Below are 11,688 nucleotides of genomic sequence, written 5' to 3' on the forward strand. Positions count from 1 at the left end.
ATATTCCATGAACCGCCGTATACCGAACGGTACGTACGGTGGTGTGAGAGGTCGGGGGCTCGCCGCCCCCTCCTACTCGATTATTTAAGAAGATTGAACGCTGATAATGTAAGCAAATATGCTATTCTAGTCATTGAGTTATCGTGTGAGTCGAAGCTGAACCGGACTTTTGGAATAGACCAGAGGGCGGATTTTGTCCTGTAGCTGTTTGATGATGAAAGCATTGCCGCTACGGCTGGGACAGGAAGGTACGGAGACGATGATGCTATTTTGTATCATAATCCCTCCATCCGACGGAGTAAGCTTCGTATTTCGGCCATTCACTTTGCAGCAACTGAACCGGGTTGGTGTCAGGCGGGCGAGTTTAGTGATGTTTCCTCCAATTTGCGGTGCCTCCAGGATCCATTCCACAGAGGCCTGTGGTCCTGAATAGTGCTGAACCGTGCGAAATTTCCACTGACGGGTCAAATTGCGCAGCGTAATGCACCACTTATTACGTTTTAGCTTCACGATACTTGCCCGCATACGGTCTCCAGGTGAGACAGGAAGCGGGATGACTGTCTCGGATGCCGGGAGTATTTCCCACCAGGCATAATAATGAGGAGTTCCGTTAACCCATTCATGTCCAGTACCTGTCTGGATCAGACTGCTATTTCGAAAGCCGTCAATTCCGATCCAAGCTGAAGAATAGGCGGATTTCGCAGAAGGCTTGATGAAGGGGACACGCCATTCGCCCGAGATGCTGTGGTAGGCTCCTTTGGCACCGGAGAGTGCATAACCGCTCCAGTTGCCAGATGACCAGCCAAAGCCGGAGTTTTTAGCTTTTACAGTATTGGATTTGTCCTTCATACAAGGATAATGCTGAATAGAGTTGCTTTCGTTCATCGGTTCACCGCCTTAAAGGTCATACTTTAATTAATGCGGTGCCGTAATGTAAGGCATGGGTATTTTGTCAAAAAGGGATGGAGAGGACTTAAGGCAACCATGAACAAATTACTGAAGCTTCGCGGATTTTATCTCTTTTTGGGGTTAGCCGGAGGTTCATTCGGCCCTTATCTTACGCTGCTGCTTGTCCATAACGGACTGGATAGCGGGCAGATTGGATTGCTGATGGCAACAGGCACACTTATCGCAATCGTCATACAGCCGATGTGGGGGATCATTTCCGACCGCTACAATCAGACCCGGCTGGTGCTGATATTGAGTGTTGCGGTTCCGGCAGTGCTTGCGGTCTTTTACCGTTCGGAGTATTTCATTGTTCTGATGATGGTCTACACGGTATCGACGATATTCTCTTCCACACAGGCCCCTATAGCGGATTCTTACGCGATTGCGGCGGCTAGAAGGGAAGGAGCTACCTACGGCAGCATCCGGCTTATGCTGAGTATTGGAGCGGCTGTAGGCGGTTATGCTGGGGGGAGATATGTATCAACATTCTCCGAATCTACCATTTGGCTACCGTTCTTGCTGTTGAATGCCGTAGCAGTGGCGCTAGCGCTTACCCTGCCGCGTCAGGCGGAGGAGAACCATATGATGAGCCAGTCTTTTGCGCAGGGGGTCAAGCAGTTGATCAAGAACCGTGTATTTCTGGCCTTCCTGGGCGGAAGCTTTCTCGTAAATCAGACGATGACGGCTTTCGGAACCTATTTCGTACTCGCCTTCCAGTCGGTTGGCGGCTCAACCCAATATGCGGGAATTGCTTTGTTCATTGCATCCTTCACTAATGTGCCATCCATGTTCTTCGCCTCCAAGGTGATCCGGAAGCTGGGCAGGGAGCGGACCCTGCTGATCGGAGCGCTAATCTATGTATTACGCTGGGGCATACAGGTGATATTCCCTTACCCTGCTGTAATGATAGGTGTACAGGTTCTGCATGGCGTTTCGTTTGGATTATTCTATATCTCCGCGGTAGAGTATGTCTCCCAGATTACTTCATCGGATATGCAGGCTACGGGGCAGAGTATTTTCAATATGGTATTTTCCGGATTTGCGGGAATTATGGGTAATTTGCTGAACGGTTATTTGCTGAATCAAGGCGGTGTGAATGCGATGAACCTGTCCTGCATGATCAGTTCTGCTGTTGGGGCGGTTCTGCTGGTGTATGTGTCCCGAAGCTCCAGCCGGAGGCTGCCGGTGATGCAGGGAGATGTCAGCGCCTGACCGTTGACTGCATAGAAGTGACTGTCACTACATGAAGAGGAGATTTGTTTATGAGTTCACGGAATCCGAAACTATCCAGCGATTGGCATACCACTACTCTGCGGGTCCGTTATCAGGAAACGGATCAAATGGGAGTCGTCTACCACGCGAATTACTTGAACTGGTTCGAATGCGGGCGGACCGAAATGCTGCGCCAGCTTGGGTTTACATATCGTGAACTCGAGAACAGAGGCGTGCTGCTGCCGGTAACCTCGGCAGATTTGCAATTTAAAAGTCCGGCGCGATATGATGATATTATCGTAGTGTACGCACGCCTGACCACTTTTTCGGCGCTGAGAGTTGTTTTTGAGTATGAGATCCGTCGGCAGCCAGCAGAAGCGGGCATCGGGAACGGGCTTCTCTCTAAACCCTCTCATCCTTCAGAATCAGCATCGTCTGCCGGAGAGCTGCTGGTTACGGGATCGACAAGTCATGTCTGGCTGAACGAGGAGTGGAGGCCAGCGCGGCTGGATAGAATGCTTCCGGAGCTGTTCCAGGCGATATCGGGAACACTGCGTGAAGAAGGAGGAGCAGTATGATTAGAGGCAAATGGCTGTGGGCAGCTTTATTTTTGATCCCGGCCGTGGAATTATTTGGTTTTATCTATGTGTCAGGCTATATTGGAGCTCCCAAAACGTTGCTGCTCCTGTTGTCCACTTCGGTTATCGGCCTCTTGATGATGCGTTTCGAGGGGAAAAAGGTACTTCAGGACAGCAAGGTTCAAATGCAGGAGGGACGTGTGCCGGGGCGGACCATGCTGGATGGGCTGTGCATTTTTTTCGGTGGCCTACTGCTCATTATGCCGGGGTTCGTAACGGATATTATCGGGTTCACGCTGGTATTCCCGTTAACGCGACCAGTGTACCGGGCATTTCTGCTGAAATGGATCGAGAAAAAAATGAGAAACGGCACATTTACTTATTATCGCCGTTAAGCTGCATACAGCATATAGAAAGGGATGTCCCAAGCAACCATGCACATGGTGTTTGTGACATCCCTTTTTTATAAGATACGGTCTGGTTAGCTAATGGCTATGGAACGGCGAGTTATTTTTGTGGAGGTTTCTGGAATTGTTTCCGCTACTGGAGTGGCTACTATGTCCTGCTACTGGAGTGACTTCTCAATCATCTATTGGAGTGGCTACTATGTCCTGCTACTGGAGTGACTTCTCAATCATCTATTGGAGTTGCTACTATGTCCAGCTACTAGAGTTATCTCTCATCCTGCACAGGACCGCTTGCGTAGCGCTTCTGTTGCATTTTGTGCAGTAGATTGGGATGTTTTAGGGCTTTTTTTGGATTCTATTGCATTTAGTGCAACAGAATTCTATGAAAACGCAAATATTTACTAAATATTGTAAATCTGATTGCATTAAATGCAACAGAATGGATTTATCAACCGATTCTGATTGATTCTGATGCACAAAATGCAACAGATGCTCAATCGTCTATTAGTCCGCTCCCCGACAATAATCCCCGTATGATCCTATGCTCGATGTCACGAACCAGATATTTAATCATCTGATCGTCTAATCACCAGATCGTTTATTGACTAACGCAAACCGCCAGATCACTAATACCAAATTATCTATTCACTAGATAACCACTAGCCGCACAGCCACTCAAATCTGCCAATCCCGGTACAGTCCATGCTACTGATGAGAGAGGTGGACTTTCAGATCGCTGAAGCTCAGTGCAGATGTCCGTTGACAATATAATTGCGCAACCCCCGAAAGACACCTGCCCTGCCAAAGGCATCGAGCACAACCAGAATGACGGGCCCGAGAATAAGTCCCAGCATGCCGAACAGCTGTAGGCCGACGAACATGCCAATCAGCAGGGTAAGTGGTTCCAGTCCGATGCTGCTAGCCAGCACTTTCGGCTCCAGTACCTGACGGACCACCAGAATGACGGCGAAGAGTACAAGCAGCCCCGCCGCTAGAGTCAAATTGCCAGTCATGTAGGAATAAAGTGCCCACGGAATCATGACAATGCCAACCCCAAGATAGGGCAGCAGATCAACACAGCCGATCATCAGGCCAAGCGCAAAGGCTGATTTAACACCGAGCAGCAGCAGTCCGGCAATCACAATGGCCGTAGTGATGGAGATCAGAATCATCTGAGCGCGCAGATAGCCGAAAAGCGCCCGGCGCAGATCACTCCATATGCCGGAAAGCGGCCGGATCAGCGGCTCCGGAAGCCACCCGGCCAGCTTGCGGTTATGCCGCTCCCACCCGGTACTCAGGAAGAAAGCGGCCAGGACCACGACAATAAGGACGGTTCCCATGCTCGGGAGTGCAGAGATAAAGCCCACCAGTGCATTGAAAAAGCCGGTTACCACTTTAGTCACGGCATAACCTACGGTTTCCGTTGTTCTGCTGACATTACTATCTATGGTGGCATGATAATCCGGATTGTTCCGGTAGAATTGGTTGATTTGATTCACGATATTTTGAATGCTGGCGTTCCGGCTGAGGGACAATAGTAGCTCCCGCCACATCTCGGTTTGCGAGGACAAGTTCTGAGTTAATACGATTAACTCCTTCACCAGACGTGTAACAAGGGCGGTCAGAACAAGCAGGGTGCCTCCGACATAAAAGAGCAGGGAAAGGCATACCGCTAGCCATCCTGGCAGTCTAAGGCCTCTCAGACCTACTACCATGGGCTGCATAATATAGGCGAGCAACCAGGCTAGCAGCAAAGGATACAGCAGCGGCAGCAGCATATATACCGCGAGCAGTGCGAGGAGAATGGCAAATATCACCCAAAGGCCTCGCAGCACCCTTTTCACCAACACAGATTCCATGCTGAATCCCCCGCTTTCATAAACGTCACAAGCGCCTGTACATCTAGAATGGGCTCGTCTTATATATATTCGCGGGTGATAGATAAATACTATCAAATGTATGATGATATGTATTTTTATGCGGCCTTCCCTATACACTGAAAGCGTGAACATGAAACAGCCTTTCAGAAGGTTTTTTCTATCCCTCCGATAAAATCATTTGATGCAGAATAGAGCTCTCACGTTGTTCACATAACCGTCAAAATCCGGTATGATTATTAAAGGTTCCATACACAGGTGAGGTTGTACCCTGTAAAAAATTGTGCTATTGCCTCTAAATTCTGTTTTCGAATCATTACAATATTTCAAATTGCAAATGTTTTCATGGAGTTAGTTTTTTATACATCAGTAGGCAAAGGAGAGATATACTATGACAGTTACTAAAGGCCTAGAAGGCATTGTAGCAACAACTTCTTCCATCAGCTCCATAGTAGATGGTGTGCTGACTTATCGCGGTTATGATATTGATGATCTCGCGGAGAATGCAAGCTTTGAGGAAACCGCATATTTGCTATGGTTTGGTACACTGCCGACAGCGGCTGAACTAGAAACCCTCAAACGTGATCTTAGTGCATTCGCCCCTATTCCGGAGCCGGTGATTGCCCAGATGAAGTTATATCCCAAAGATGTGAGCACTATGGCTGCGCTGCGCACTGCCGTATCGAGCCTTGCCCTGTATGATTCTGCTGCAGACGATATGAGCCGTGAGGCGAATGAAGTTAAAGCGGTGAAGCTGCAGGCGCAGCTTCCAACAGTTGTTGCAGCACTTGCCCGTATCCGTAAAGGGCTTGAGCCAGTGGCACCAAAGGAAGGCGCTTCAATCGCTGAGAATTTCCTGTACATGTTATGGGGAGAACAGCCCGATATCGTATCGGTCAAAGCTCTGGATGCTGCGCTTGTACTGCATGCGGATCATGAGCTTAATGCGTCTACTTTTGCCGGCCGGGTAACGGTAGCGACACTTTCTGACATTTATTCAGGCGTCACTTCCGCGATTGGTGCACTTAAAGGCCCTCTGCACGGTGGAGCGAATGAAGCGGTTATGAAAATGCTGGAGGAGATCGGCAGCCTGGAGGCGGTTGAGCCTTATGTCCGCGGAAAGCTGGAACGCCGTGAGAAAATCATGGGTTTTGGTCATCGCGTCTACAAGAACGGCGACCCCCGTGCCAAGCATTTGATGAAGATGTCGCTGGAACTTGGTACAATGAAGAATGACACAACCCTGTATGATATGTCTGTCAAGATCGAAGAGCTGATCACCGGGCAAAAAGGCCTGAAGCCGAACGTCGATTTCTACTCAGCATCGGTTTATACCCAGCTTGGAATCGACCGTGAATTGTTCACGCCGATTTTTGCGATCAGCCGGGTATCGGGGTGGACTGCGCACATTCTGGAGCAGTATGGGGATAACCGTATTATCCGTCCGCGCGCCGAATACACCGGTCTGGTGGAACAGAAATACATCCCTGTTGAAGAGAGATAACTTGCTGACTTTCATGCGGCGGAACTGTCTGTACTAGAGACCACTATACCTTGAGGAGGAACACACACTAATGTTGAAATTGGAAAAATACGATCTGCCGACTGAAGGCGAACAAATTACGATCGAGGACGGCAAGCTGCAGGTTCCTAATCATCCGATTATTCCTTTTATCGAAGGTGACGGCACAGGCCGTGACATTTGGAAAGCCTCCAAGCGTGTACTGGATGCTGCGGTAGATAAAGCATACGGCGGCACGAAGAAAATTGCCTGGTACGAAGTTTTTGCCGGCGAGAAAGCTTTCGATACATACGGGGAGTGGCTGCCGAATGATACGCTTGAAGCCATCCGCGAGTATATCGTAGCGATCAAGGGCCCGCTTACCACACCAATTGGCGGAGGTATCCGTTCTCTGAACGTGGCACTGCGCCAGGAACTGGACCTGTATACTTGTCTGCGTCCCGTGCGTTATTTTGACGGAGTACCATCGCCGGTGAAACATCCGGAGCTTGTGGATATGGTTATTTTCCGGGAGAACACAGAGGACATTTATGCGGGCATCGAATACAAGGAAGGTTCGGCAGAAGTTAAGAAAGTGATTGAGTTCCTGCAAAAAGAAATGGGCGTGAACAAAATTCGCTTCCCTGAAACCTCCGGTATCGGTATTAAGCCGGTCTCCGAGGAAGGTTCGAAGCGGCTCATGCGTGCGGCTGTGGAGTATGCAATCAAGCACGGACGTAAGAGCGTTACACTTGTGCATAAAGGCAACATCATGAAGTTCACCGAAGGGGCCTTCAAGAATTGGGGCTACGAAGTGGCGGAGCAGGAGTTCGGGGATAAAGTGTTCACCTGGAACGAATACGATGTCATTAAAGAACGCGATGGCGAAGCAGCAGCCAATGACGCACAGAAGGCTGCACTGGAATCCGGCCGTATCCTCATTAAGGACGCGATTGCGGATATCGCACTGCAGCAAGTGCTGACCCGCCCTACGGATTTTGACGTCATTGCTACACTGAACCTTAACGGAGACTATCTGTCTGATGCCTTGGCAGCCCAAATCGGCGGTATCGGCATTGCGCCTGGTGCGAATATTAACTATTTGACCGGTCATGCGATTTTTGAAGCTACTCACGGTACAGCGCCGAAATACGCAGACAAAGACGTTGTGAATCCGGGTTCTGTCATTCTGTCCGGCGTTATGCTGCTGGAGCACCTGGGTTGGCAGGAAGCGGCAGACCTTATCTATAAAGGCATGGGTACTGCGATTAACAACAAGACCGTAACCTATGATTTCGCCCGCCAAATGGAAGGCGCAACCGAGCTCAAATGCTCAGCCTTCGCCGACGAGATTATTAATAATCTGTAAGTTTCCTTGAAAATAATAGACTGAAGGAAGTAACGCAGGGGGATTGTGGAACTGGAGGAGCGTGAGCGTCCGCCCGAAAGCTTTCCATAGGAAAGCTCGCGTCGGAAGCACATGCTGTCTCCGGATTTCAACCGCAGACAGCGGTTAAAAATCAAGAAATCTGGAGACAACAGCGGCCGGAAGTCCATATATCCGCCAGAGTCACTGTCTTTTCAGTCTTAATTTTTGTTAATGCTTTCGATGTGAATTTTGTAGAAGTATAATCGTAGATGTGATCCTATACAAAATTAGGTGTTTGCTTTCGAAGCTAGTTTTGTACGTAGCCATTTAGTAAGAAGTAATGCTCACAAAACTAAGCTTATGCTTTCGATGTGAATTTTGTATGAAGTATAATCGTAGATGTGATCCTATACAAAATTAGGTGTTTGCTTTCGAAGCTAGTTTTGTACGTAGCCATTTCGTAAGAAGTAATGCTCACAAAACTTTTAGGAGGACTAATCGTGGCGATCGAACGCAATAAAATAACAGTCGTGGGTGCAGGTTTCACCGGTGCCACCACGGCACTGATGCTGGCCCAGAAAGAGCTCGGCAACGTGGTGCTGATCGATATCCCGCAGCTTGAGAACCCAACTAAGGGTAAGGCGCTGGATATGATGGAAGCTAGTCCGGTGCAGAAGTTCGACAGCACCATTACGGGAACCTCGAATTATGACGATGCGGCTGATTCCGATATTGTCATTATCACAGCAGGGGTGGCGCGCAAGCCGGGGATGAGCCGTGATGATCTGGTGAATACCAATGCGGGAATCGTGAAATCGGTCTGTGAGAACGTGAAACGCGTTGCTCCGGACTCTATCGTGATTATCCTTAGCAATCCGGTGGATGCTATGACTTATGTGGCCTACAATACACTGGGCTTTCCAAAGAACCGTGTTATCGGGCAGTCCGGCGTACTGGATACGGCGCGGTACTGCACATTTATTGCCCAGGAGCTGAATGTATCCGTTGAGGATGTTCGGGGCTTCGTACTGGGCGGTCACGGGGATGACATGGTTCCGCTCGTCCGGTATTCCAGTGTTGGCGGTATTCCGGTTGATACATTAATCTCTTCGGAGCGCATTGCCGAGATTGTTCAGCGTACTCGTGTCGGCGGTGGTGAAATCGTTAATCTGCTGGGGAACGGAAGCGCTTATTATGCGCCTGCGGCTTCACTTGTGCAGATGACGGAAGCGATCTTGAAGGACAAGAAGCGGATCATTCCGGTTATTGCCCTGCTTGAAGGGGAATACGGTTATGAAGGCTTGTTCATGGGCGTTCCGACTATTCTGGGTGCAGGCGGCATCGAGAAGGTTTTTGAACTGGAGCTGACCGGTGAAGAGAAGGTGGCTTTGGATAAATCTGCAGAATCCGTTCGTGCGGTGACAGCAGTAGTAACGTTATAGAAGCGGAACCCTCAAGTTCTGACTAATAAAGGTGGCTCTTGGCGGATGGTCAGGAGTCACCTTTTCTTTATACTCTTTTCTGGGTATAATGAATATAAGTGTAATATATATCACAGTGTAAAATAAGGAGGTGTGTTATGGGTCATTTTTTGTTTTTTCTACATATGATCGGGACCTTATCCTTGGGGTTCTATCTGGTTCTGCCCTTTATCGTAGGCGGTGTGGGTAAACTTTCGGCACCAGCACGGGAAGGTACGTTGAATGCAATCGGTGGATTTAACCGGTTCGCGCAGTATGGACTGGTTATTCAGCTTCTGACTGGCGGTTATATGATGAGCAAAGGAGAATATTCGGTCGCTTGGATGAGTATTGTGGTTGTTCTGCTGCTGGCCATGTTCGCGTTTGGTGGGATCATGAGCAAGCCGCTTCGTTTAGCTTCTGTGGGCATTCGCGAGAACCGGGATGTGTCGGCGGAGCTCGGCAAGTTGCGGACATTCAGCGCCTTGTTGACTGTTGCTTTGCTTCTGATGGTGTTCTTTATGGTGTATAACCAGATAATTTAATGTTTAATGATTTCAAAGCCTGCCACCAGTTCTTGGAAGCAGGCTTTTTGTGCATGAAGCGGGTGCGCTGAAAATAACTGAGGCAGGTGAGGATCTAGCACATATGTATATGAATAGCCGATGGGTTCATGACTTGGCTGAACGTTAAATGCTACACCCAGCCTTCCATACCAAAAATGTTATATTTCTCGAATTCAGCTATGATTTGCGGATTGAGCAGTGCCCGTGCCTGATTCTGGGTACACCATCTAAAATCCATGTGTTCACTCGAAAGGTATACTTCGGAATTTCCGGTGCGGCATATATAATTTAGAAAAACCACTTGTCTGCCCGGCTCAGTCATCATCGTGGTTGCATACAACAACGTACCGACTTCAACCTCGAGTCCGGTCTCCTCCATGATTTCTCTGGTTATTGCGGCCTCTAGCTCTTCCCCGTGTTCCAGCTTGCCTCCGGCACTCTCCCAATTTCCGGCACCGATCGGATCATCCATTGCCCGCTGAACAAGCAAGATTCTACCGTTATTCAGGATAACACCCTTTACTACAACGACCAGACTGCGTTTATTAACCATCTTGCGTTGTTCCCTCCCTAACTTCCAATTCCATATATTAATTATATCGTCCATGCACTCCGGCGAAATGATTTTTGTTTGATCCCCCGGCAGGCGTGGTAATTAACATATCGTAACTAGCGAATAGTTTGAATCTCTGGAGCCATCCTAAGACGATAGCGTCTAATCCCATTTTACAGTGAGAGGAGATTACAACAGATGAGTGATAGTAACCAGGCCAAGAAGACAATGCCACCGCAAGAGCAGGACCAACAACCCGGACTGGAGAGCGAAATGCATCCGCGGCCGAAGTACGAACCCGCCAATTATAAAGCAGCCGGCAAGCTGCTCGGCAGAGCTGCGCTGATTACCGGGGGTGATAGTGGTATCGGACGCGCTGTTGCTGTTCTTTTTGCCAAGGAGGGTGCAGATGTGGTCATTTCTTATCTGAATGAGCACAGCGATGCTGAGGAGACCAAACGTCAGGTAGAACAAGAGGGCCGCAAATGCGTCCTTATCCCCGGAGATATCGGCGTTGAAGCCTTCTGCCAGGATTTGATTAACCAGACGGTAGAAGGGCTCGGTAAGCTGGACATTCTCATTAACAATGCTGCTGAGCAGCATCCGCAGGACAAGATTGAGGATATTACTTCTGAACAGCTGGAGCGGACGTTCCGTACGAATATTTTTTCCATGTTCTATTTGACCAAAGCGGCGATGCCGCATTTAAAAGCGGGTTCCACCATCATAAATACAACATCGATTACCGCTTACCGGGGCCACCCGCAGTTGCTGGATTATTCCGCCACCAAAGGCGCGATTCTCAGCTTTACCCGCTCTCTGTCCACGAATCTGGCAGAGCAGGGCATCCGGGTCAACGCCGTTGCGCCAGGGCCTATTTGGACACCACTTATCCCGTCCACATTTGATGCGAAGAAGGTCAGTGAATTTGGCGGAACGCAGCCGATGAAACGGCCCGGCCAACCGGAGGAGCTGGCTCCAGCCTATGTCTATTTAGCTTCCGATGACTCTACCTATGTGACTGGACAGGTTATCCATGTGAATGGCGGTGAGGTCGTCAACGGTTAGTGCAGCATTAGTGCAAGCTATAACTTAAATATTCAATGCAAAAAAGCAGGGTGTCCCTTTTGCCATGAACTGCACCCCGTCAAGTAGACAGTACAAAAAATAAAAGATAGCTAAGCGGTCTTGGTCCTGAATTCAATGGGACTGAGGCC

General features: G+C 49.1%; 12 protein-coding genes. 9 read left to right on the forward strand and 3 right to left on the reverse strand.

The genetic code is table 11. The annotated features are described in order from the left end of the window. Nucleotides 1-138: 138 nt before the first annotated feature. The gene (locus tag ACAN55_RS23915; protein ID WP_379139052.1) at nt 139-885 is read right to left on the reverse strand and encodes a G1 family glutamic endopeptidase; all 747 of its coding nucleotides are present in this window, start codon (nt 883-885) and stop codon (nt 139-141) included. A gap of 99 nt (nt 886-984) precedes the next feature. Between ACAN55_RS23915 and ACAN55_RS23920 the strand changes: the two genes are divergently transcribed. The 4 genes from ACAN55_RS23920 to ACAN55_RS23935 all read left to right on the forward strand — a co-directional run bounded on the left by ACAN55_RS23920 (nt 985) and on the right by ACAN55_RS23935 (nt 3,364). Continuing rightward, nucleotides 985-2,160: an MFS transporter gene (locus tag ACAN55_RS23920; protein WP_379139055.1), complete on the forward strand. Its 1,176-nt coding sequence runs from the start codon at nt 985-987 to the stop codon at nt 2,158-2,160. 50 nt (nt 2,161-2,210) lie between these two features. Further along, nucleotides 2,211-2,738 (forward strand): acyl-CoA thioesterase, encoded by a 528-nt coding sequence (locus ACAN55_RS23925; protein ID WP_379139058.1) that lies wholly within the window; start codon nt 2,211-2,213, stop codon nt 2,736-2,738. Next, entirely contained in the window at nt 2,735-3,133 is a 399-nt protein-coding gene (locus tag ACAN55_RS23930) for an FxsA family protein (RefSeq protein WP_379139061.1), read from the forward strand. The genes ACAN55_RS23925 and ACAN55_RS23930 overlap by 4 nt, the downstream gene beginning before the upstream one ends. Before the next feature lie 93 nt (nt 3,134-3,226). Then, the gene (locus tag ACAN55_RS23935) at nt 3,227-3,364 is read left to right on the forward strand and encodes a hypothetical protein (protein ID WP_379139064.1); all 138 of its coding nucleotides are present in this window, start codon (nt 3,227-3,229) and stop codon (nt 3,362-3,364) included. Between the two features lie 524 nt (nt 3,365-3,888). Here the strand turns inward: ACAN55_RS23935 and ytvI are convergent. Further along, a complete protein-coding gene (gene ytvI / locus ACAN55_RS23940; protein ID WP_379139068.1) occupies nt 3,889-5,004 on the reverse strand; it encodes a sporulation integral membrane protein YtvI in 1,116 nt (371 codons plus the stop codon). Between the two features lie 409 nt (nt 5,005-5,413). Between ytvI and ACAN55_RS23945 the strand changes: the two genes are divergently transcribed. The 4 genes from ACAN55_RS23945 to ACAN55_RS23960 all read left to right on the forward strand — a co-directional run bounded on the left by ACAN55_RS23945 (nt 5,414) and on the right by ACAN55_RS23960 (nt 9,897). Beyond that, nucleotides 5,414-6,526 (forward strand): citrate/2-methylcitrate synthase, encoded by a 1,113-nt coding sequence (locus tag ACAN55_RS23945; protein WP_379139072.1) that lies wholly within the window; start codon nt 5,414-5,416, stop codon nt 6,524-6,526. 70 nt (nt 6,527-6,596) lie between these two features. Next, nucleotides 6,597-7,892 (forward strand): NADP-dependent isocitrate dehydrogenase, encoded by a 1,296-nt coding sequence (gene icd, locus ACAN55_RS23950; protein WP_379139075.1) that lies wholly within the window; start codon nt 6,597-6,599, stop codon nt 7,890-7,892. A 500-nt stretch (nt 7,893-8,392) separates the two neighbouring features. Further along, entirely contained in the window at nt 8,393-9,334 is a 942-nt protein-coding gene (gene mdh, locus ACAN55_RS23955; protein ID WP_379139079.1) for a malate dehydrogenase, read from the forward strand. A 137-nt stretch (nt 9,335-9,471) separates the two neighbouring features. Next, nucleotides 9,472-9,897, forward strand: coding sequence for a hypothetical protein (locus ACAN55_RS23960; protein WP_379139082.1), 426 nt, complete (start codon nt 9,472-9,474; stop codon nt 9,895-9,897). A gap of 151 nt (nt 9,898-10,048) precedes the next feature. Here the strand turns inward: ACAN55_RS23960 and ACAN55_RS23965 are convergent, their stop codons facing one another. Then, nucleotides 10,049-10,471, reverse strand: a complete 423-nt coding sequence (locus tag ACAN55_RS23965; RefSeq protein WP_379139084.1) for an NUDIX hydrolase — start codon at nt 10,469-10,471, stop codon at nt 10,049-10,051. Nucleotides 10,472-10,669: 198 nt separating this feature from the next. Here ACAN55_RS23965 and ACAN55_RS23970 point away from each other — a divergent pair, with 198 nt between their 5' ends. Further along, complete coding sequence (locus tag ACAN55_RS23970) at nt 10,670-11,539, forward strand: SDR family oxidoreductase (protein ID WP_379139086.1); 870 nt, start codon at nt 10,670-10,672, stop codon at nt 11,537-11,539. The last annotated feature ends 149 nt before the right edge of the window (nt 11,540-11,688 follow it).

The organism is Paenibacillus oryziterrae, assembly GCF_042610485.1.
Lineage (GTDB): Bacteria > Bacillota > Bacilli > Paenibacillales > Paenibacillaceae > Paenibacillus_AQ.